The sequence below is a fragment of the Kineosporia mesophila genome (genome assembly GCF_021129235.1).
Lineage (GTDB): Bacteria > Actinomycetota > Actinomycetes > Actinomycetales > Kineosporiaceae > Kineosporia > Kineosporia mesophila.
The window spans coordinates 17,384-39,656 of sequence record NZ_JAJOMA010000009.1 but is presented as its reverse complement, the minus strand read 5'-3'; the positions used below and the strand labels follow the sequence as shown (position 1 = coordinate 39,656).

Genomic DNA, 22,273 nt, shown 5'->3' with positions numbered 1-22,273 from the left:
CGTTCGGCCGGCCACCGGAAGCCGGGCAGACGTCAGCTGGTCCGGTTGTCCTTGATCACGATGTCCGGACCGGGGGCCAGAATCAGCGGGTTCTGCGGGTCGGGCTGCACCACGACGATGTCGGTTGGTTCATTCCGGCGCACCACGTTGTGGGTGACCAGCACGTTCTGTACGGTCCCACCGGGAATGGCTCCCGGAGGGCTGGTGCCGGGAGGAGCCGCGAAGCCCACCAGCACGACCCCGCCCGAGGGGAAGTTCAGCGGCTCCTCTCCCGCGGGCACGGTGGCCACGTTGTCCCTGATCTTGTTGTCCTCGATCACCACCCGGTCGGCATTGACGACACCGATCCCGACCCCCGAGGTGCGCTGGCTACCGTCGCGCCCGGCAATGCAGTACCGGTTGTTGGCGGTGAGAACGTTCTTGCGAACCGTCCAGTCGCCGCCCTCGTAACTACCCTTGGTGTCCGGTATCTCCCGGGCCGAGTCGTCGAAAACCAGTATTCCGAGGCAGTTTCCGCTCAGCCGGTTGGACACCACGTCGCCGCCGCGCGCCTCCTTGAGGAAGACCCCGAGGTTGTAGTTCTCGACGCGGTTTCGCCGGACCAGGGCTTCGGCTCGCCCGGTGTCGGAGACCGTGATGCCCCCGGTGCCCGCGAAAACCGGTGACGGCCGGGTCAGCCCCTTTTCGATGTTCTTGCTGATCGATATGTGGACGGATGCCGCGACCGTGATCCCGTAGCGCTCATGGGCCAGCCCCTGGGTGTCGTGAATGTCGACGCCGTCCGCACCCCACACCGTGATCCCGTCCGCGGGATGATTTTTCGTGGTCAGGCGGCTGACCTCGACCCGGGAGTCCGGGTTGAGGAAGAACAGGCCGGAGACATCGTCGGCCAGAGTCGTCTGGTCGTTCTCGGCGTCCGCCTTCTGGTGCGCGCTCCAGCAAGGGTTGGCCGCCACCGCCGGGAGGTCGGCAACCGTGTTCCACGGGGGATACTCGATCACGGTCTTGCCCGTCGAGGCGCCCGTGACCTTGAGGCCCTTGCCGTTGACACAGACGGCCTCGTGATACGTGCCGGCCCGGATCTTGATGGTGTCGCCCGAGGCTGCTTCGTCCACCGCGGCCTGGATGGATTCTCCCGGATGCACCACCCAGATCCGGTGAGCGGCCACCGGGCTCGCGGGGTGCAGGGTGGCCGCCGAAGAGGGCTGGGGAACACCGAGCACGGTCAGGGCGGAGACAGCCACCGGGGCCAGGCTCCGGGTCAGGCTCATACGCATGGAAAGCTACCTCTCGTTCCGTGGGTGCTCCACTTTTCCTGTCCGAGGCGCTTTTCGGGTCTTGCGCGCCTGAAACCGGCCTAACGGATGAGGCGTTGGATGTACACCTCTCACACACGGCTCCTCTACCACCACGTACCCGTCACCCGTCGTATCGCCTGTCCTGCTGCGGTAGTGACGTGTGACGCAGGGCTGACGTCTGCGGTTACGGGAAGAGGTGCGGCTCGTGGTCGGGCCTGACCGGGGACCATCGATCGCCCGGGTCCGGTGGCCCGTTCAGGGAGCCGGTTCGGTGACGGGCTCGTTGTCCCCACAGGTCACGGATGTGGCATCCCGAACCACAGCGGAGTTTTCGGGAGCGCTGGTGGCCAGGACGGTGCTCCGGCCGGCCGTTGCCCGCCGGTGGATCGCATCCAGGTCGATCGTCGTCCGGGTGACGCGATACGTCTCGTCCTTCGAGTCGTAGTCCGCCAGATACCCGGCCAGGACCCGCCTCGAGCCGACAACCGGGCAGCCGACCCCGTTTCCGGTCTGGTCATAACCGAGATCGAACAGGTACGGATGCCCCTGAGCATTCGTCGTGGCGACGAGGTAGCAGTTCACCACGCCGTACAGGGCTGCCGAACGGCCCAGATCCACCAGGACGACGGCGGACCCGTCACCGAGTCGCCCGGAGATCGCCGTGGCCGTGTCGCCGACCCGTTGCTCCAGGGCCCCGGCGTCGAAGGCGTTGAGGCTGATGGAGAACCGGGCGCCGCTCGCGGTACTGATCCCCAGGATGCGCAGGTCTGCGTCACGGGCCAGCCACAGCTCGTCCGGAATACCGTCGCCGTCCAGGTCGTCCGTTCCCACCCGGTGGGAGTTCCTCGGAACGGGCGCTCCGCCGACCGGGCACCCTTGGCCCGCGGTGGTAGCGATCGGTGAAGCAGGCTCACCGGAGCCGGATGACGTCTGGATGCCGGCGGGGCCGGCCGTACCGGTGACCACGATCGGCCGGCCGCTCCTGGTGGAGCTGTCGCAACCGCCCATCATCCCCATGACGGCCAACCCCGCGGTCATGATGAGGATCAGTGGTCTGAGCCGGTTGCTATGGGTGCAGACCTGGGAACAGAGCACCACAGAACAGTACATGGGGATCAACGGGGGCTAGGCCGGGTGCTGACGGCAAGTTCTATTACCAAGGCTGGAACGGCAATGCCAGATCATAACAATTACGACATAGCACCCAGTTGCCGGTCCCGGCGCCCTACGCTGGCCCAGATTTCACGGACAGGCGGCGCCCGGGGAGGGCCGATGTACCACAGCTGGCCCTTGCTGCGCCGCGCACCGGGACGCATGCTGCACTCCGGTGCGCCGGCGCTCATGCTCACGATCAGCGTTGCTCTGCTGGCGGGGCTGGTCGCGGCCGGCCCGCTGTTCGCCCGGGCGACCGCGAACGGTTCGCTGGAGCGCAAGCTCGCGACGGTCCCGGCCGGTTCCCAGCTCAATCAGCAGGCCGCGCTGGGATTCGTGCTGCCGGGTCCCATCTGGGACGAGACCCGGGCCGAGGTGGTCCGTATGCTGGACGGAGTGCCCTGGCTGGGCCCGGTGGTCACCGAGGTGTGGGCGGCTTCCTGGCAGCTCGAGCTGGGTAAGCCGGTGCCCTTTCTCGGCGTCGGTGACCAGCACCGGGTGGCGGTGCTCTATCACCGCACGGGTGCGGTGCAGGCGCTCGACGTGGTGCGGGGCGAACGCGGTGCCCGAGGACTGTGGCTGCCTGATGGAGAGGCCCATGGTCTCGGGCTGGATCCCGGGGACGAGTTCCAGGTCGGTAAGACATTCAGCGACGGGCTGGACATCCTGGGTTGTAGTGGGCCGGTGGCCCCGGTCGCCGCCGACTCTCAGGGGCGTGGCACCCGAACCACCAGCCAGTCCACCGTCACCCTGGCCGGTACCTACCGCACCGTGGCGGACGGGCGATTGCCCGCCGGCTCGTACTTCTCATCCATCGCCGCGCGATTGCCCAGCGACCCGGCCGGGTGCCCGACGCCGCCCCTGCTCATGATCGGTGACCAGGAAACCGTCCTTGCCGCTCTGAAGGGGGCCGACGAGAAACCCCAGTGGAGTTTCTCGGCCGAGCTCACCCAGGAAGGGCGGTCACTGGGGCGACTCGGTCAGGCGGCGACGGCCGCCCAGAAGTTCCGGCTGGACGCAAGCGACCCGACCAGTGCGCTGCGGGTGGTCGCGGCCGGCCAGGGGGTGGTGCCCCGCGTCGAGACCGGACTCACGTCGCTGCACGACGAGGCTCAGGCCGATGCCCGCGCGGCGGCCCAGCAGGGCCGAGGTATCGCCCTGGCCGGCGCTGCCCTCGGGCTGGCCGCGGTGATCATGGCGCTGCGCGCCCTGTCCCAGCGCCGCCGCCGTGAGAACGAGCTGCTGGTCGGCGTGGGCGCGCCGCTGCCCGCGATCATCCTGGCCGGCGTTGCCGAACTGCTGCTGCCGGTGTTCGCCGGTGCCGTCACCGGCTTCACTGCGGTCTACTTCGCCTTCGTGGGCTTCGGCCCGCAGAGCCGGCTGGGCCCGGACGCGATCGTCGCTGCTCTGTATGCAGTAGGACTGGTCGCCCTCGTCACGCTGGCCGGCAACGCCGTTGTCACCCTGCTGCAGACCCATGCAATCGGACGACGGCTCGCCGGGCACGAATCCTCCCGGGGTCGGGCCGGATCCGGCGGGCCCTGGCTACCTCTCCTGCTGGGTGCCACCGGCCTGGCCATCGCCTCGGTGCTGACCCGCGACGACCGGGCCTCCTACACCGACCCGCTCGCTGCGGTCCTGCCCGTTCTCGTTCTGTCCAGCGGTAGCCTGCTGACGGTCCGCCTGGCCGCTGCCGTCGCCGCGCGCGTGCGCCGCCGCTCCACCACGACTCCAGGATCTAGCATCGACCGGCTGATCCTGCGCGGGTTGCGCGACACCGGACTGGCGGTCACCGATCTGGTGGTGGTTCTGTCCATCGGGGTGGGTGTGCTGGCCTACGGGCTGGTCTCCACCAGCATGGTGCGCGCATCGGTGCAGGACAAGACCGCCGTCCTGGCCGGAGCGGTCAGCACGGCCCACATCCCCACCTCCTCCGGCCTGGGCGCGGGTTCAGGCCCCCATCCCGCTCTGGGGCAGGACCTGTCGGTGCTGTGGAAGACCCGTGCCCAGTTGCAGCCCGACCACCACGACGTGGACATTCTGGTGATCAATCCCGAGACTTTCCCGGCGGTGGCACTCTGGGGGCGCGGACCGGATCTGGCCGAGGCGCGCCAGGCGCTGCAGACCCTCGGCGCACCCGCCCGGGGCGTCCTGCCGGCCCTCCTGATCGGGATACCCGGCCGCGAGACCGGACTCGGCGGGACCGTCTCGATCGGGTCCCAGGAGATTCCCCTCATCGCGCGAGCCGACCTGACCGCCTTTCCTGGCGCCACCGGCCCGACGGTCGTCTTCGACGCCCGGTCGCTGTTCGCCCATCTTGACGCTCTCGACGCCCTCGGCAACGTTCAGAACCCCTCATTGGCAGTGAATCCCGGTTCGCAGGGGACGTACACCACCTGGCTCTGGTCGACCCGAACCGCCACCGCCCTGGCGGCCTACCTCGACCGGAAGGACATCACCCCGGCAACCATCACCTCCATCCAGCAGGCCCAGGCCACACCGGTTCTCACCTCCAGCAGATGGGCGGCCACTTACCAGGTCGTCCTCGGGCTGGCCGCTCTGGCCCTGGCCGGACTGTCGGTCGTGGTCGCCGTCGACCGGCGTGTCGCCCGTGCCGCCCCGGTCGACCTCGTCCTGTTCCGGTTCGGTATCCGCCCGGCCCACCTGATCCGGCTCCGGGCCATCGAGCTCGCGCTGACCAGCCTGGCTGCGCTCATCGCGCTGGTCCCGCCCTTGGCCCTGCTCATGCTTCTGCTTCCCCGCCTGGTCGAGCCGGGACCCGCCCTCGCACCGGCTCTAGGCTTTCAGATACCGCTTCTGCCACTGGCCCTCAGCGCACTGGCCGCCGCGGGAGTCACCGTGGTGGCGGTCTGGGCCGCGGCGCGCAGATCGGCTGCGCTGGTGCCCTCGGAGGTTCTTCGCGATGACCGGTGAGACGACCAATGTCACCGGTCGGACCGCCGGGCTGAGTAATCTCGTGCGGATCTACCGCGCGGTCTCCGGTGAGGTGCACGCCCTGCGCGGGGTCGACGTCGACTTCCCGTCGGGCGGCATCACCGTCATCGCCGGCCCCTCGGGCGGCGGCAAGAGCACGCTGCTCTCGATCCTGGCGCTGCGCGACCGGGCCAGTGCCGGCACCGTCACGCTGTTGGGCGCCGACGTTACCCAGGCCCCGCAATCGGTTCTGAAATCCCTGCGCCGCAACAGTATCGCCTGGGTACCGCAGCGACCGGCCCACGGCCTCTTCCCGCACCTGACCGTGATCGAGAACCTGCTGCAGGCCGCGTGCATCCGTGGTCGTACCGATGGACTCGAACCTACCCAGACCCTGGAGCTGCTGGGCCTCACCCACCGGGCTGACGCCACGCCGGGACGGCTCTCCGGTGGCGAACAGCAGCGCCTGGCCGTCGCCGCGGCCCTGACCCACGCCCCGGCTCTGGTGGTCGCCGACGAGCCCACCGCCGAACTGGACGACGACAACGCCGAGCGGGTGCTCGCGGCGCTGGCCACGGTGGCGGCCGCAGGCAGCACCTGTGTCCTGTCCAGCCACGACCCACGAGCGCTGCGTCGCGTGCCGCGCGTGCTGCACCTGCGCCACGGCGTGCTCTCGGCCGAGCGGTCCGGCAGCGAACTGCCCGAGACCCGCCGGACCGAAGCGGTGATCGACTCCGCCGGGCGCCTGCAATTGTCGCCGGAGGCATTGAACCTCTTCCCCGGCCGCCGGGCCCGGATGGAGCTGATCGACGGCAAGGTCGTCCTCGAGGCACCGGAGAGCAGCTCATGAACGCATCGCTGAACGTCTCGGCGGTCAGCCATGGTGTGCTGAAAGATGTCAATCTGAGCGCGGGGCCCCATGCGCTGGTCGCCCTGACCGGCCACTCCGGCTCGGGGAAGTCCACACTCTGCCACCTGATCGCCGGGTTCGAGCGCCCGGAGCAGGGCGCGGTGACGCTCGACGGCACGCCGACCGACGAAATCACCGACTGGTCGCGGATCGCCGTGGTGCCTCAGCGTCTGGCCCTGTTGCCAGAACTCACCGCGGCGGAGAACCTGGTGATGCCGGTCCTGGCCGCCGGACGCACCGTCAGCCCGGACACCGTGGCGACCCTGCTCGAGCGGCTGGGCGTGGATGTGCTGGCGAGCCGCCCGGTGGGTCAGGGTTCAGTCGGTGAGCAGCAGCGCGTGGCGGTGGCCCGCGCGCTCCTGCTCGGCCCGTCACTGATGGTTCTGGACGAGCCGACGGCCCATCAGGACGACGACAACACGCAGCGGGTGATCGAGGCCGTTCTGTCGGTGCTCGCGCAGGGCACACTGGTGATCATTTCTACGCATGATCCACGGGTGCTGGCTCATGCCACCCAGACGCTACCGCTTGGAACAGGCCTCTGAACGACGAGCCGGCCCTGGGCGTCCGACCACCAGGGGCCGGCCCGGACCGCGCGCCTTCCCGCGGCCCCGGGACGGTCAGCAGGACTCCACGGGCGTCCGGGCCGGATGGATGATCGTCTTGTCCCGGCCCGCCTGCTTTCCCTGGTAGAGAACTTCGTCCGCCCGTCGCATCGTTTCCTCGGCGCTCAGGCCGGCGGTCCATTCGGCGAGACCGACCGTGCACGTCTGACCATTCGGCACGACAGCTCGAATCCGCTCGGCCACCACCAGCGCCTCGTGGGCGGTACAGGACGGGAGTGCCACGGCGAACTCCTCCCCACCCCAGCGGGCCAGAGTGTCGATCTCGCGCAGGCATTCCTCGGCCGCTCGGGCGAATTCGCGCAGCAGGTCGTCGCCCGCCAGATGACCGTGCCGGTCGTTGTACCTCTTGAAATGATCCAGGTCGAGCAGCGCCACCGTCAGCGGTTTGCCGGTGCGCTGAGCCCGGGCGATCTCTGTGGCCAGGGCCTGGTCCCAGCGGCGGCGGTTCGCCACGTTGGTGAGGCTGTCCCGTTCCGCGGCCCTTGCGAGGCGGTCCAGGAAGTCAGCGCGTTCAATGGCACTGGCGGCTTCCGCGGCCAGGGTCTCCAGCATCGGTGGCACGTGAGGCGGGTAGGTGGAGATGCTCTTCTTGAAGAACAGGCAGATCACCGCCACCGGCTTACCGGCCCGGAACACCGGCTGCCAGAGAGCGGAGCGCGCGTTCACTTCGGCCCTGATCCGCGGAGTCGCCTGTGTGGACGATTCCAGGTTGGCTGCGAAGACCATTCGTCCCTCTCGCAGGACGACGGCGGCCTGGGACCCCTCGGCACTCATGTGAAGACGTACCGGAGGCAGAGGCATGCCACCGGTGGCGGTGCTGACCAGCATGTCACCGTCCTGCGGTTCCAGCAGGTACGCGCCGTCGGCCCCGGAGATCTCACGGGCGGCCCGGCAGATTGCCTCTCGCGCGTCTTCCGCACCGGCCAGCGCTCGCGAGGCGCGGGCGAGAGTCTCCATGTGCTGAGCATGCGCCTGGGCCAGGTCGGCCTGGTCCTGAACCCGGCTGAGCAAGACATCTCGCTCGTCCCTGCTCATGGCCAGAGCCAGTCCCACCACGGCGACCAGCCCCGTGAAGGTCAGCACCACCAGCGCCCGGGAGGCAGTGGTGGGCAGGGTTGCGAAGGGCCCGTGGCCGGCCAGAGTCAGGAACACCGCGAAAGTGCCGGTCAGCAGGTTGTGTATCACCACGATGACGGTGTCGAAACGCAGAGCCATCCAGACGGTGAGCGCCTGCGTGAGAAACGCGATCGGGAGTGACGTGCCGTAGAAGACCAGTTCGTAGATCACGCTGGTACTGATCAGGAGCATCACGAGCTCGGCGGCGCCCCGGCCGCCGGGGCGGTGGAAAGGTACCTCGATCAGATCCGGTGCCTCGGCCTTGCGGCCCTTCCGTCGGCGCTGAGCCGCGGAGAGCAGACAGCCCACCCGGAAGCCGGCTGCCGCAATCAGCACGATGGCGATGCTGTTACTGAGTATCCAGATCAGTGCGGCCTGCCAGGTCGGGATCGTGGTCACGGCCCCGATGGCGCGCAGGACGATCAGCGCACTGCCGGCAGAAGCGACCACAGCGGCGCCCGTCAGCCGGAAGAGCTGTCGCATGCCGATCAGTGCCTGTTCCCCGCCGGCGCCCCAGGCGTGCGGACACCATCTCCTGAACATGACGGTGAACAGAAGGAGCTGAACGACGTCGCCCACAGCGAGGGAGCCGGCCAGACCGATGGATGATTCGGTGGCGAGGTGGAGACCAGAACTGATGACGCCGAGCAGGACGATGTCCCACCACCAGGTCCCGGCATCGCGCTGAACCGCGAACCACACCACCGCCACGCCGGCCGCCGGGCACGCCACGCTCAGGCTCGTTCCCGGCCCGACGGCCGGCAGACGCCCGAAACCCAGCGCTGCGGCAAACAGCAGGGCGAACAGCGCACTTCGCCACAGTCCCTGGCGCATGTGCCACCCTCTCCTCAGACTCGCCGTGCACATGCCACCGTGCGCATGCTTCGTGGAGAGATGTCGTCATCCCGCTGTGTCCCGGAGAGAGTGGAGTTCGCCTTTCTTCCAGGTTCACCCGGCAGCAGGAACGGGGGCGTCGTCCCGGCCGATCGCTCGGGTGCGCTGGTGGTCTTCCGGATTCATGGCGACCGGAGTGGGTTCAGTTGTTTCGTCGTGCGGCCGATCCACCAGGTGTGGGCCGGATTGCTTCCTGGGTTTATGTGCTGTGCTCCATGGCTCTGGCTTCGGCCTATTACGTGTTTCCCGGGCATCACCTCGCTCTGTGGAGCCCGCTCGGTTTTCTGGCCTCACTGGCCGTACTGGCCGGGGTGTGGCTGAATCGTCCGACCCGCCGATGGGCCTGGGTCATCCTGTCGCTGGCTCTCCTGGCGTTCATCACCGGCGACACGCTGTACAACGTGTACGTCGACGTCCTGGGCCGGGAAAACCCCTATCCGTCCATCTCGGACGCGTTCTACCTCCTGACCTATCCTCTCTTCGCCGCCGGTCTGATCCTGGTGCAGAGTCGGGCCGCCTGGCGCGATCGCGACGGTCTGCTGGACGCCCTCATCATCACCACCGGCGTGGGCTTTCTCTCCTGGGCCTATCTGATCGAGCCGTACGTCCATGACGAGAGCCTCAGCCTGGTGCAGAAGATGGTCTCGGTCGCCTACCCCCTGGGCGACGTCCTCGTCCTGGTCATCCTGATCCGGCTGGTCGGCAACGGAGGTATGCGGGTCGTCGCCGTGCAACTGCTGTCCCTCGGGGCGATCGGGCTCCTGACAGCCGACGTCTTCTACGGGCTCATCCAGTTGCACGGGTCCTGGGCGACGAATGGTCCGGTCGACATCGGGTGGATCGTCTTCTACATCAGCTGGGGAGCCGCCGCGCTGCATCCGTCCATGACCGGGATCGGCGAGGTCACGCCGGCACCGAGTGCCGATCTACCCCGCCGGCGTCTCGTGCTCCTGGCCCTGGCGAGTCTGCTGTCCCCCCTGGTGCTCATGATCGAGGCAGCCCGTGGTGCCGTCCGGGACGCCGGTACGGCAGCGGGCTTTTCCGTCGTCATGTTCCTGCTCGTCCTCCTCCGGCTGGAAAGTGTCCTGGCGGTCCACCGCCAGTCGATCGCGCGGGAACGGGCGCTTCGCGCGGCGGCCATGGATATCGGTGGAGCCACCGATCATGAGCAGCTGTACCTGGCCATTGTCCGCTCGGCGAGGCGGTTACGGCCCCCCTCCTCGCCCGCCCGGGCCGAACTGCATCTTTGTGAGGCGGGCGAACTGAGCGAGGTGGCAGCCTATGGAGACATCACCATGGCCTCCTCCCGGATCGGCCGCCGGCCGGTGCTTTTCTCCGGACCGGTCCAGGTGGAACGCGGTGAGGGCTGGGTCCGGTTCAGCGCGTTGTTCAATGCCGGCCCGGATGCGGTTCTGAGCCTGACCTCCCGATCTGTTCCGGACGAGACAGCCGACGCCCTGAAGGCCATCGCGGCCCAGGCGGCGGTGGCGGTCGAGAGCGCTCGCCTGGCTGATGACTTGCAGCGGCAGCGCAGCGACACGCACTTTCGGACCTTGGTGCAGAACGCCTCCGACGTCATCCTCATCACCGACGCGAACGGCCTCCTGCGGTACGTCAGCCCTTCGGCGGAGCGGATCCTGGGACTGCCGTCCGCCGAAGTGACCGGCCGGCCGATCCACGATTTTCTGCATCCGCTCGACCGGCCCGGATTCTCCGACGTTCTGGCCGCCGTCTCCACCGACCTGGAGACCGATCGGGCTGCGGCGGACTGGCGTCTGGTCCATCTCGACGGCACTTACCACGCGTACGAGGCTCTCTTCAGCAATCTGCTGAACGACGCCACGGTGGAGGGGATCGTCCTGACTCTGCGGGATGTCACCGAACGCCGAAACCTGGAGCAGGAGCTCATTCATCAGGCGTTCCACGACCCTCTCACCGGTCTGGCGAACCGGGCGCTCTTCCGGGAACGCGTCAAGCAGGCTCTGGATCGGCAGTCCGCCACCGGGTTGGTCGTCGCAGCGTTGCTGATCGATCTGGACGACTTCAAACTGGTCAACGACACCCGGGGTCACGCGGTCGGGGACGACCTGCTCGTGTGTGTCGCCGCTGAGATCACTGCGGCGCTTCGGCTCGAGGGGACGGCTGCCCGCCTGGGCGGTGACGAGTTCGCGATCCTGATCGAGACCGACGATCCGCAAGAGGTCCGGGACACCGCGGATCGGTTGCTGAGCGCCTTGACCAGGCCCCTGCTCGTGAGGGGGGACCTGACTCAGGTCGGAGCATGCATCGGGACAGCCGTCAGCTCTCCCGATCAGGAGGAGGCACTGGACTCGGTCGAGCTCCTGCGCCGCGCCGATCTGGCGCTGTACGCGGGCAAGGAACACGGCAAGAACTGTGTGGTCGAGTTCCGTCCCGATCTGCACACGCAGATGATGCAGCGCGCGGGTATGCGCACCGCTCTGCAGCAGGCGCTGGAGCTCGATGAGTTCATCCTGGTCTATCAACCGATCGTGACGCTGGAAACCGGTCAGCTGGTAGGGGTGGAGGCTCTGATCCGATGGAACCACCCGACCAACGGCCTCGTCCTCCCTCAGGAGTTCATTGCCCTGGCTGAGGAGAACGGGCTCATCGTGCCGATCGGGGCCTGGGTGCTGGATACCGCCTGCCGTCAGATGGGTCTCTGGGCCGAGCAATTCCCGGGGAACGCGCTGCGGATGAACGTGAATGTGTCCGGGCGGCAGATCGAGGAACCAGGTTTCGCCGCTCTGGTTCAGGATTCGCTCTCGCAGAATGATGTTCCTGCGGATCGTCTCGTTCTGGAGATCACCGAGGGCGTGCTCCTGGGCGAGGACACCGCAGTGGTGAACAGCTTGCGGGTCGTCCGTGAACTGGGCGTCACCATAGCGCTCGACGACTTCGGTACCGGGTACAGCTCCCTGGGGTACCTGCCCCGTCTTCCTGTCGACCTGCTCAAGATCGACAGATCATTCGTCATGGGGCTCTCCAGCGACCGGGCCAACGACGGAACTCCGGCCCGGACGGTCGTGGCCCTGGCCCAGCACCTCGGCGTCGCCGTGGTGGCGGAGGGGATCGAGACCATGTCGCAGAGAGCGGAGTTGCAGCGACTGGGCTGCCGGCTGGGTCAGGGCTACTTGTTCTCGCCCCCCTTGCCACCGAGCCGGCTGGCCGCTCTGCTGGCGAGCTCTCCGGACGGAACCCTTCCCTTCTCCTCCGCCCTGTCGGATCTTCCGCGGCAGAGTGGGTCGCCCGCGTCGCCGACCTTCGACGGAGGCGTCCGGAAAACGGGGAAAGTTGCCGGCGAAGGAAGAGACGCCTGGGAGGACGGCTCAACTCCGGGGGTCCAGATTCCGAAAGATCTGGTATGAAGCCGTTGGCTACGCTCGTACCGGTCGCCACGAAGCCCCAGCTCAGCGGATTGGCGCATCTGCGGGCAGTATCCGAGATGTGCGACGCCACCATCGACGAGGTGAGGGGGCGACGGATCCGGATCGGCGATCAGTGGCTCGCCGACTTCGCCTCGTGCAATTATCTGGGCCTGGACCTCGATCCCGAGATCGCTGATCGGATCGCCCCCGAAGTATCCCGCTGGGGAACGCATCCCAGCTGGTCGCGCCTGCTCGGCAGCCCCCGGATCTACCTGGACATCGAGGAGCGACTCAGCGATCTCCTCGGCGCTCCCGACACCCTGGTGCTACCCACCATCACGCAGATTCACCTGTCGGTCCTGCCGGCCCTGGCCGGTGACGGTCAGATCTTCATGGAAAGCACAGCGCACAAGACCATTTACGACGGATGCGTCATGTCCCGGGGTCTCGGGGCGTCGGTTCAGCGTTTCCACGACCTGACGGAACTGGCCGATCTTCTGCGCCGGGCCCCGGCTCACGAGACCAGGCTGATCTGTATGGACGGCGTCAACAGCATGACCGGGAACATTCCGGAACTGGGTGAATACGTAGCGCTGGCGCGTGAGCACGGCGCCCGGCTGTATGTCGATGACGCCCATGGTTTTGGCGTCATCGGGGAGCGCAGCGACCAGGAGAGCAGTCCCTACGGTCAGCGAGGCAACAGTATCGTCCGCCATACCGCGCAGTCCTACGACGACATCATTCTGGTGGGGGGCTTCTCCAAGGCGTATTCGTCGCTGCTGGCGTTCATCGCGTTGCCGACCGCACTCAAGGACCATCTCAAGCTGGCTGCTGCGCCGTACCTGTACTCCGGCCCGTCCCCGACCGCGTCCTTGGCCACGGTGATGGCCGGGTTCGATGTCAATGAGGTGCGTGGTGATCGGTTACGGGCTGACCTGCACGACAAGACCCGTCGCGTACTCAACCTGCTTGAACATCGAAACGTTTACACTCCCAATACTTCTGGTCTACCCATCATTGAACTTCCGCTGGCCACAGGAATGTCGATCGAAGAAGTCGGCGCCATCCTATTCCGTAAGGGGATCTACGTGACCCTGGCGGCCTACCCCTTGGTTCCCCGCGACCAGGTGGGCTTCCGGGTCCAGATCACCGCGGCCAATCAGGACGACGAGATCGACGAACTCTGTGCGGTGCTGGACGGCCTCGCGGATGCTGAACTGTTGCGCCGGCGCGATGAATGAAGCGGGTGAAGTACGGCCGGGCATCACGCCATCATCGCGGTTTCCTCTTCTGAAACCATTGCGGCAAAGAGATTTCCGTCTGCTCTGGATCGGCGCCTCGACCAGTCTGCTCGGGGACGGCGTCTACCTGGTCGCCATGGCCTGGCAAGCCCTCACCCTGGGGCACGGGGCCGGCGGTCTGGCCCTGCTGGGGGTCTGCGCGACCACCCCTCAGCTGGTGTGTGTGGTCTTCGGCGGAGTGATCAGCGATCGGTACGACCGGCGTCGCATTCTGATCGCCGCCGATGTGGTGCGCTGCGCGGCGATCTCGACGGTCGCGGTGACGGCGCTGACCGGGCATCTACATCTGTGGCACATGGCCCTGCTGAGCGTTGTGTACGGTGCGGGAGCGGGTTTCGCCGCCCCCGCCTTCGACGCCCTCCTGCCGAGTCTGGTGCACGAGAGCGACCTGGAGCACGCCAACGCCCTGGATCAGCTCCTGCGCCCGATGATGCTGCGACTGTTGGGGCCTGCGCTGGGTGGCGCCCTGGTCGCGGCGATCGGCGCGGGAGGAGCCTTCCTGGTGGATGCGACCAGCTTCGCCCTGTCGGCTGCCTGCGTGCTCATGATCCGGCCGAGGCCGATGGATCAGGACGACACGGGCGCCGGTCTTCTGGCCGAGGCCAGGGAAGGGCTGACCTTCATCCGCTCCCGGATGTGGTTGTGGGGAACTTTTCTCTCGGCCGGGGTGACCTATCTGCTCTTCATCGGGCCCACCGAGGTCTTGCTTCCCTACCTGGTCCGAACCGACTTCGGCGGCTCGGCCCGGATTCTGGGCGTCGTGCTGGCCGCCGGGGGCATCGGAGCGGTCGGAGCGGCCTTGCTGATGGCCCAGACCGGCCTGCCCCAGCGGCAGTTCACCTTCATGTACCTCTGCTGGACGACGGCGACCGTAGCGGTCGCCGGGTACGGGTTTGCCACCCACAGTTGGCAATTGGCCCTGGCCAGTCTTCTCATCAACGGGTTCGAGGCAGCCGGCACGATCGCCTGGGCCACCACCAAGCAGCGCCTGGTTCCCGACGCCCTGATGGGTCGTGTCTCCAGTCTCGACTGGTGCATCTCCATTGCCTTCCTGCCGCTGTCCTACGCGATCACGGCACCGGTGGCCAGCTTGCTCGGCACCCGTAACACCCTCGCGGGAGCCGGTCTTCTGGGAGGCGCCATCACACTCGGCTCTCTGTTCCTGCCGCAGATGCGGCTGCCCGACGGATTCCCGGCGGCTGCCTATGTCTCGACGGAGGAAGAGCACCCGATGGTGGAGGCGAGCATCCAGCCGGCCCTGGACGCGCTGACCACGAGCTTCGCGGATCGCGATGCCGATGCCTTCCTGAGCTACTGTGCCCCGGACATCACCTATGCCGGCTCCGAGATCGACGAACACGCCACCGGTCAGGATGACGTTGCGGCGCTCCTGGCGAAGGTGCTGGGACGCCCGGAACGATACGTCTTCACCTGGCAGCGGACGATCGTCTCGAGTTCGCAGGGCGACACGGCCTGGATTCTGGTGACAGGGACCGGGACCGTGCATCCTGATCACCCGGGACCGGGTGCGGCGGAGACCTTCCCCTATCAGCTCAGCGGCGTTCTGCGTCGGGAGGACGACGACTGCTGGCGATGGGTTCTCGTCCACGGCGCGGAACCGTCGGCTGGAGCCATCGATGTACCGCAACCCCGAGTGGCCCCTGATTCACAAGCGGCGAACCACTCCGAGGGCGGGCAGACGATCGGCTAAGTGCTGAACCCGGGGCCGGCGATCGAGGGGGCGTTCTGCTGAGAGCCGGGACCGGGCTGGATGGGCATCCTCCAGATCTCCGGCGGTACTCCCCGGTTCGCCCGATGATCGGAGCGGCTGTTCTTGTCGCGATACATGGCCTCGTCCGCTGCCCGCAGTGCCTGTTCCGTATCGCTGGTCGAGGTGATCGGCGAGGCACCGATACTCAGGCCCACCCGGACGTGGGTGCGAACCGGTGCGGTGGGTGGCTTTCCCGGGTCTGCCGGAGGAAGAACGACCTGGACGGGACGGTCGATGGTCGTGCGGATCTCCCGGATCGCCCTCTCCACGGCCGGCGGATCAGCATCGTGAAGGATGACGATGAATTCGTCGCCGCCCATCCGGGCGGTGATGTTTCCGGGGGGCACGGTCTGCCGGATTCTGTCGGCCACCGTGCGGAGCAGCTGATCACCGGCGTCGTGGCCATAGGTGTCGTTGACCTTCTTGAACCCGTCCAGATCCATGAACAAAAGTGCTGAGGCAAACTGCGGCGAACGGCCTCTTGCGTTCAATGCCTCGACGGCCCCCCGCCGGCTGAGAAGCCCGGTGAGCTGATCATGCGTGGCGGCGTAGTGAAGTTCCTCGTGCTGCCGTCGCTGTTGCTCATCGAGCTGGGCCTGGAGGATCTGGTGCCGCCGGCTGGTCGTCATGGTGCGGGCCAGCAGGACGCAACCGATGCCGGCCAGGATGGCCGCCAGTTCATCGGCCACCGCGGCCGGAGCCAGGCTGGTGACCAGACCACCGTGCATGGCCATCTGCATCAGGAGGGTGCCGGTGACGACAGCCGTCATACCCACCATCGCCGTGGGCAACGCGGGATGCCGACTCAGGATCTCCGAAACGCTGAAGGCCATGACCACAGGGAAGAGCATCGTGAGGCCGGTCGTGGCGACCGCCCACCAGATCGCGGCCAGGCACAGAACGACACGAGCACTCAGGCCGGGCACCGAGTCACTGACACGCTCCAGCAGAGGCTGCAAAGGCCAGGTGTAGAGCGCGAAACACAGGCCCCAGGAGAGCAGCAGCCAGGACAGAGAACCCCGGGGAAGCTCGAGCATCGCGAGCCACGCCCAGACGGCGGCGACCAGCAGCAGTTGCGTCGCTACCGTTGCTCCGGAGCGCAGGATCACCGGCCACCGGCCATCAAGCACGAAGGAGCCCTTCCCGATCGGGTCCGCTCCCGGACGGAAGCAGTCCCGGCCCTCTCGGTCGGGATGCCGGCGACCTGAGCCGGTTCCGCGGACATCACCCGTGCAGGCGATGACCGTCAGCCGGCGTCCGGCCATTAGGACCCCACCCGCAGCAGATCGGGGACGGGGCCCGGGAGGGCATGCGATGCCGGTTCCGGTCGCGGGCAGAATCTCGAGCCGGGCGGCGGGCGAGCGCTGATCGACCTGGGCGACTTTCGCAGAATCACTGGATGACGACGAACGCCGTGCCGAGAGGAACCGGTGGTCTCAGCTGTCTACCCTGTGAGGACTGCCCGATTGTCCGGTTCCGCGAACAGGTTCTGGTCGGCCGTGTCGCACCCGGCTGGAACGGCCGTTCTCGCCCTGGTCATCGCCCTGATCGGGCAGACGGTCCTCCAGCTGATGAGCTTGGGTGGCGGCGTCATCGGTCACGAGGGCATCTGGCGCGATGCCCGGATCCTCTCGGCCGCCACCGCGCTCGGGGCCACCTGGTGGATCGTCACCTGGCGCGCCCGGCGGTCCCTGGCCGAGCAGCGCGTGTGGCGGATGTTCAGCGCGGCCTGCGCCGTCTTCGGACTCAGCGGACTGGCGACGGAGGTGCTGTCGCTCTTTCCCGGCACCTCCGGGCTTTCCGAGCTGCCGGCCGCTCTGGGCACACTGGTGACTTTTCCGCTGACGTACTGCGCCGTCGTCCGCTGGAGCCGCCACAGTGCCGGCGTGGACCCGGACGATCTGCTGAACGGCATCAGCTCGGTGCTGGTGGTGACCGCACTCATCGGATGCTGCCTGGCCTGGAACGCTCCCGACAACGGGGAAGGGCTGTTGCTGGCCACCGTGACCTGGCGCGAACAACTGCTGGCTGCGCAGAGCGCTGTGTGGATCGTCGTTGTCACGGCCGCGTTGACCGCAGCATCCGTCAGTCGGCTGTACCTGGATCTGCGCATCTGGCTGGTGACGGGCGCCTACCTGATGGCCGGTGCCAGTGGCGTCTTCGGTTTGTTCGCCGACGGCTCGCTCCCGGGATGGACACTGTGCGTCTGGTGTTTCGGACTGCTGTTGCTGGCCACCGCCGCCCTGAAACCGGTCCGGTTCGTACCCACCCAGGCATCTGATCCGGTCAAGTCCACCGTCGGTGCCTTCGTGGTGGTCAGCGCGGGGATGGCCGTGCTGGTGGCAGCCCTTCTGACCGGGGTTCCCGCCCTGGTGGCCTTGTGCGCGGTCGCCGCCGTCATGGGGTCCAGCATTCGCCTGCTGATCAACCTGCGCGAGCTCGTCCAGCTCGCGGCCAGCCGGGCGGAGGCTCTGACGGACGATCTGACCGGAGGGTCCAACCGTCGCGCGCTCCTTCGCCGCCTGGAATCACGCGTGGCCCAGAACCGCGCCACTCAGCTGGCGGTCTTCGACCTGGACCACTTCAAGGAGGTCAACGACGGTCTGGGACACAGCGTCGGCGACGATCTCCTGCGCATGGTCAATCAGCGGGTGCAGTCACGGCTGCCTGTGTCCGCCCTGCTGGGACGATTGGGCGGCGACGAATTCGCGATCGTGTCGCCGACCGGCGCCGACGGGGAAAGGGCTCTGTCCCTCTTGTCCGAGACATTTGCGGAGCCGTTCCAGCTGGCCGGTATGAGCGTGCATGTCGATCTGAGCGTCGGGGTGACGTCATGGTCACCGCCCGAGGAGATCGTGACCGCGCGGCGAGGGGAAGCGACGATGGACGCCGCGACCCTCCTGCGTCAGGCCGACACCGCCATGTACGACGCCAAGCGGAACGACCTGCTCGTGGTCGCCTACGAGCCCGAACGTCATAGCGATCCCCGGGGACTCCTGGCCATGGTGGGTGAACTTCGACGGGCCATCACCACCGGCGAGCTGAAGGTCCACTATCAACCTCAGTTGCACACCGGTTTCCAGGACGACCGCACAACGCCATCCGGCGTGGTCACCGGAGAGACCCGAAACGGTCTGCTGGCGGGAGCCGAAGCTCTGGTCCGATGGCAGCACCCTCGGCTCGGGCTGCTCATGCCGGGGCAATTTCTGCCCCTTGCGGAGTCCCACGGACTGATGGACGCCATCACGCGGGAGGTACTGACCCAGGCCGTCGCCCAGCAATCCCGGTGGCGGTCTGTCGGCCGCGATATTCGTGTCTCCGTTAATCTTTCGGCGGGAACACTGCTGGACCGGTCTTTGCCGAAGACCGTTGAGGCGCTTCTGGACGAGTATCAGGTGCCGGCGACCTCGCTGGTGCTGGAAATCACCGAGACGGCGCTTCTGCGCGAGCCCGAGCGCAGTGTGTCCGTGGTGAAGGCGCTCATGGTTCTGGGGATCCAGGTCAGTATCGATGACTTCGGGACCGGGTACTCGTCGTTGACGCAACTGCGGCAACTACCGGTCAGCGAGCTGAAGCTGGACCGCTCGTTCACCGCGGACCTGCTGGTTGACCCACGGGCTGCTGCCATTGTGGCCAATACCATCGCCCTGGCGCACGACCTGCATCTGCGAGTGGTGGCGGAGGGGGTCGAGGACGAGCCTACGCTGGCCGCGCTGGCGCATCTGTCCTGTGACGAGACACAAGGTTATCTCCACAGCCGGCCCTTGCCCGCTGCGGACTTTGACGACTGGCTAAGACGATATGAGCTCGTCCGCGTGCCCGGTTCGTGCGCAGTGGCCTCGGAGCTGAGCATCTGAGGGCCGACCCAACACGGTATGCCGACATCAGGACACCACCGACCCTCGCCCTCAGCGGGGGAGAAGGGGCGAGGGGCCGGGTGGTGCCTGAGGTAGGCCGACACGGGGAGAGGACCTACCCCGCGACCACTATGCAGCTCGCTGGCGTCCGAGCAGGCTCGCTGCAAGGCAAACCCATCCTACGGATGAGTTGGACGTCAGTTGTAGGGGAACGCGATTCCACCATTCTGGCCATGTTCAATAAGTCGACCTATCGATGGGTCGCTACGGCCACTGGGTCGGATTGAACGAATCCACCACGGTTTACAGCTGACCTTGGCTACGGTGCTCTCACGAGCTGGGAAAGTTTCGGGTATTCCGGTGCCAGTCACGGCTTTGTCTCAACCGGCCTCCTGCGGGACGGGGCTGATCTGATGCAGCAAGCGTTCATGTGATGTCGGCCGCACAAGCCGATTAGTCCATTTGGCTCGGTCGGAGCGAGAAGGGGCGGTAGCCTCTGCATTCGAAGCTGCCGTGCGCGGGGTGAGCGAGTGGGGTCACGCCCGTGTTATGGGCTCTCCGGGGGGAAGACGTCGTGGACGCGCTAAATGAAAACTTGAAAGAACATACATCGGTGGGCCACCGGTGTCGGACATCCGTTGAAACTGCCTCCGGCAGGAGGTTTTCCGACCTCATCGTGCTCATTGGTATCAGTGGTGTCTACGCACACGGTCTATGTACTGGCTTGGCCGATGCGGGCATAGCCTGCTGCTGTCTGTCGGGTTCAGGTGACCTGACGGCAGTTCTGGGGGTAGCTGACAGCGTTCTGCTGGTGTTTCCCGAGACTCAGCAAGCGAACGTCGACGGCTGGCTCGCGGATTTGCGCCGGGACCGCGTCAGAACGGCATTGCTGATATCTGACAGCAGCCCGCAGGCGTATCGATGGGGGCTTGCCACTGGTGCGGCGGGTGTCATCCCTGCCCAGGCCGAACTGGAAGACATGATCAGTCTTCTGCGCTCGGCCCTGCACAACCGGACAGTACTGCCGGTTTCCGTGGTGGAGGCCCTGGCTCGGGCCACCGGTGCCGTCGGTGCTGATCTGACCGATATCGAGCGGCGCTGGCTTGCCGATCTGGCTGCCGGGCGTACGGTCGGCGAGCTGGCCCGCAGTTACCTGCGCTCGGAACGGGAGATGTACCGTTCCCTGAGTCGTCTCTACCGGCGGCTGGGGGTCGCAAACCGTTCGGCCGCACTGCTTGCCGCTCAGCGCGCAGGCCTGCTCACCTGAGTGGGCACGTCGTGCTGGGTGCCCCGCTCTGTCGTCCGGCGCGTTCGGCGCCTGACAGTCATCCTCGACGCCTCCGGAGGCAAGCCATGTTTCTCGCGCAGGCGCGATGGAACGGCGTATGACGGTGCCGGAAGCAGGGGTACACCTGGTGGGCCTGCCCACCCTGTACTCCCACGGTCTCAGGCACGCCCTGTTGCAGTCCGGGCTGCAACAGGTCAGCGTCACCCCCGTGGAACAGCTGACTCAGTCGGTTCCGGAGCAGGGGCGGTTCGTGGTGGTGATGCCGCAGGACCGTATCCCGATGCTGCCGTCGAGCCTGCGGCCTGACATCGCCCGTGCGCGATGCGCCGTGGTGGAGCTGACGGACAGCGTGGACGACTCCGGCTTTCTGGCCGCGGTACGCCGCGGGGCCTCAGGTTTCGTCGAGATGGACGGCGATCCGGACACGGTCGTGGATGCGGTGCGCTCGGCGGCGCGGGGATTCTTCACCTTGCCGACCCAGGTGCGCCGGGTGCTGGTCCAGGCCGAGGTCCAGGCCGACGCGCCGGCCTTGTCCGAGCAGGAGGTGCAATGGTTACGTGGGCTGGGGCAGGGGGCGACCGTGGCCGCCCTGGCCCACGGGTCCGCCTATTCGGAGCGGGAAATGTATCGGTTGTTGGCGCGGGTGTATCAAACACTGGGCGCGGACACACGTACCCAGGCGCTGCTGAATGCTCAGCGCTGGGGTCTTCTCGATGAACGGAAGTCCTGATGAGCCTGGAACCATCCCTACCGGCGGGGTCGTCCGGCGCGGAACAGTTCGATCGCCCCTCGGGCCCGCCCCTGGTGGACGCGGACTGGCTGGCCACACATCGGCAGGACGTGGTGCTGTTCCAGGTCGACGACGACTCCGCGGCTTACTACGAGAACCACATTCCAGGAGCGCTGCCGCTCGCGACCTATGACGAGCTGTACGAACGAGTACGCAGGAGCCCGCTGACGCGTACCCATTTCGAGGAGCTGATGCAGGTCAAGGGCGTACGTCCGGAGGACCACGTGGTGTTCTACTCGGCCGGGGACGGAAACTACGCCGCCTTCGCCTACTGGCTGATGCGGCTGTACGGTCATCGGCGGCTCAGTCTGCTGGACGGGGGACTGCAGGGCTGGATCCGCAAGGGCCGGCGCACCGACACCGAGGTGCCCGACGTGGCGGTCGTCCCGTCCGGGCCGGGCTACCGCAGCAGCGGCCTCAACTCCTGGGCCATGCTGGAAAGGGACGAACTGCTGCGGAGTTACGTGGAGCGTCCCCACCCTGCCCTGCTGCTGGACTGCCGCACCCCGGCCGAGTACGAGGGCAGCGGGCGTCACGCGCTGGATCTGCCGGTCGAACGGCATCGGGTCACTGGGCACATCGCGGGTTCACGTAATGTGCCTTCGGGCTCCATGCTCCAGGGGCCGTACTTCCGCCCGGTGGACGAGCTGCGGGAGGCGTTCGCCGAGGCCGGGCTGACGGCTGAATCAGACGTCGCGGTGTACTGCCGGGTGGCCGAACGCAGTTCGCTGCTGTGGTTCGTGCTGTCGGAACTCCTTCATCACCCCCGGGTCCGGCACTATGTCGGCGGGTGGGCCGAATACGGCAGTCTGGTCAACGTTCCCGTGGCGCGTTCCTGACGGGTGCCGCCTGATCCTGGCAGATTCCTGACCGTGGCGGCGGCAGGCTCCTGACCATCGGCCCGCGTCGGCCCTGAAGTGGTTGACGATCCAAAACTGGCGGACAACGCT

14 protein-coding genes are annotated in these 22,273 nt (G+C 67.2%); 10 read left to right on the top strand and 4 right to left on the bottom strand.

Annotation, left to right across the window (positions count from 1 at the left end; all coding sequences use genetic code 11):
- Positions 1-32: 32 nt before the first annotated feature.
- Entirely contained in the window at positions 33-1,277 is a 1,245-nt protein-coding gene (locus LR393_RS14275; protein ID WP_231484388.1) for a right-handed parallel beta-helix repeat-containing protein, read from the bottom strand.
- A gap of 276 nt (positions 1,278-1,553) precedes the next feature.
- Positions 1,554-2,129, bottom strand: a complete 576-nt coding sequence (locus tag LR393_RS14270; RefSeq protein ID WP_231484387.1) for a hypothetical protein — start codon at positions 2,127-2,129, stop codon at positions 1,554-1,556.
- Positions 2,130-2,570: 441 nt separating this feature from the next.
- Here LR393_RS14270 and LR393_RS14265 point away from each other — a divergent pair, with 441 nt between their 5' ends.
- From LR393_RS14265 to LR393_RS14255, 3 genes are read left to right on the top strand one after another with little or no spacing between them, the layout of a single operon-like run.
- Positions 2,571-5,384 carry a hypothetical protein gene (locus tag LR393_RS14265; RefSeq protein WP_231484386.1) on the top strand — a complete coding sequence of 938 codons (2,814 nt, stop codon included), beginning with the start codon at positions 2,571-2,573 and terminating at the stop codon, positions 5,382-5,384.
- A complete protein-coding gene (locus LR393_RS14260; RefSeq protein WP_231484385.1) occupies positions 5,374-6,234 on the top strand; it encodes an ABC transporter ATP-binding protein in 861 nt (286 codons plus the stop codon). Before LR393_RS14265 ends, LR393_RS14260 begins: the two co-directional genes overlap by 11 nt.
- Positions 6,231-6,839, top strand: a complete 609-nt coding sequence (locus LR393_RS14255) for an ABC transporter ATP-binding protein (RefSeq protein WP_231484384.1) — start codon at positions 6,231-6,233, stop codon at positions 6,837-6,839. Before LR393_RS14260 ends, LR393_RS14255 begins: the two co-directional genes overlap by 4 nt.
- Positions 6,840-6,914: 75 nt before the next feature.
- On the opposite strand, the gene LR393_RS14250 is transcribed toward LR393_RS14255, so the two are convergent.
- Complete coding sequence (locus LR393_RS14250; protein ID WP_231484383.1) at positions 6,915-8,870, bottom strand: sensor domain-containing diguanylate cyclase; 1,956 nt, start codon at positions 8,868-8,870, stop codon at positions 6,915-6,917.
- Between the two features lie 275 nt (positions 8,871-9,145).
- Between LR393_RS14250 and LR393_RS14245 the strand changes: the two genes are divergently transcribed.
- From LR393_RS14245 to LR393_RS14235, 3 genes are read left to right on the top strand one after another with little or no spacing between them, the layout of a single operon-like run.
- A complete protein-coding gene (locus LR393_RS14245; RefSeq protein WP_231484382.1) occupies positions 9,146-12,316 on the top strand; it encodes a putative bifunctional diguanylate cyclase/phosphodiesterase in 3,171 nt (1,056 codons plus the stop codon).
- Entirely contained in the window at positions 12,313-13,557 is a 1,245-nt protein-coding gene (locus LR393_RS14240) for an aminotransferase class I/II-fold pyridoxal phosphate-dependent enzyme (protein WP_231484381.1), read from the top strand. The genes LR393_RS14245 and LR393_RS14240 overlap by 4 nt, the downstream gene beginning before the upstream one ends.
- A gap of 58 nt (positions 13,558-13,615) precedes the next feature.
- Complete coding sequence (locus LR393_RS14235; RefSeq protein WP_231484380.1) at positions 13,616-15,328, top strand: MFS transporter; 1,713 nt, start codon at positions 13,616-13,618, stop codon at positions 15,326-15,328.
- Here the strand turns inward: LR393_RS14235 and LR393_RS36410 are convergent.
- On the bottom strand, positions 15,325-16,518 hold the full coding sequence (locus LR393_RS36410) for a GGDEF domain-containing protein (RefSeq protein WP_231484379.1): 1,194 nt from the start codon (positions 16,516-16,518) through the stop codon (positions 15,325-15,327). The genes LR393_RS14235 and LR393_RS36410 overlap by 4 nt on opposite strands.
- A 585-nt stretch (positions 16,519-17,103) precedes the next feature.
- On the opposite strand from LR393_RS36410, the gene LR393_RS14225 reads away from it, so the two are divergent.
- From LR393_RS14225 to LR393_RS14210, 4 genes are all read left to right on the top strand, one after another.
- The gene (locus LR393_RS14225) at positions 17,104-19,245 is read left to right on the top strand and encodes a putative bifunctional diguanylate cyclase/phosphodiesterase (RefSeq protein ID WP_231484378.1); all 2,142 of its coding nucleotides are present in this window, start codon (positions 17,104-17,106) and stop codon (positions 19,243-19,245) included.
- A 574-nt stretch (positions 19,246-19,819) separates the two neighbouring features.
- Positions 19,820-20,512, top strand: a complete 693-nt coding sequence (locus tag LR393_RS14220; protein ID WP_231484377.1) for a helix-turn-helix domain-containing protein — start codon at positions 19,820-19,822, stop codon at positions 20,510-20,512.
- A 118-nt stretch (positions 20,513-20,630) separates the two neighbouring features.
- Entirely contained in the window at positions 20,631-21,263 is a 633-nt protein-coding gene (locus LR393_RS14215) for a helix-turn-helix domain-containing protein (protein WP_231484376.1), read from the top strand.
- Positions 21,263-22,162 (top strand): sulfurtransferase, encoded by a 900-nt coding sequence (locus LR393_RS14210; RefSeq protein WP_231484375.1) that lies wholly within the window; start codon positions 21,263-21,265, stop codon positions 22,160-22,162. The genes LR393_RS14215 and LR393_RS14210 overlap by 1 nt, the downstream gene beginning before the upstream one ends.
- Positions 22,163-22,273 lie beyond the last annotated feature (111 nt).

Coding starts and splice junctions, on each gene's coding strand:
- LR393_RS14275 (WP_231484388.1), bottom strand. CDS start 1,277: ATGCGTATGAGCCTGACCCGGAGCCTGGCCCCGGTGGCTGTCTCCGCC.
- LR393_RS14265 (WP_231484386.1), top strand. CDS start 2,571: ATGTACCACAGCTGGCCCTTGCTGCGCCGCGCACCGGGACGCATGCTG.
- LR393_RS14260 (WP_231484385.1), top strand. CDS start 5,374: ATGACCGGTGAGACGACCAATGTCACCGGTCGGACCGCCGGGCTGAGT.
- LR393_RS14255 (WP_231484384.1), top strand. CDS start 6,231: ATGAACGCATCGCTGAACGTCTCGGCGGTCAGCCATGGTGTGCTGAAA.
- LR393_RS14250 (WP_231484383.1), bottom strand. CDS start 8,870: ATGCGCCAGGGACTGTGGCGAAGTGCGCTGTTCGCCCTGCTGTTTGCC.
- LR393_RS14245 (WP_231484382.1), top strand. CDS start 9,146: ATGGCTCTGGCTTCGGCCTATTACGTGTTTCCCGGGCATCACCTCGCT.
- LR393_RS14240 (WP_231484381.1), top strand. CDS start 12,313: ATGAAGCCGTTGGCTACGCTCGTACCGGTCGCCACGAAGCCCCAGCTC.
- LR393_RS14225 (WP_231484378.1), top strand. CDS start 17,104: ATGTTCAGCGCGGCCTGCGCCGTCTTCGGACTCAGCGGACTGGCGACG.
- LR393_RS14215 (WP_231484376.1), top strand. CDS start 20,631: ATGACGGTGCCGGAAGCAGGGGTACACCTGGTGGGCCTGCCCACCCTG.
- LR393_RS14210 (WP_231484375.1), top strand. CDS start 21,263: ATGAGCCTGGAACCATCCCTACCGGCGGGGTCGTCCGGCGCGGAACAG.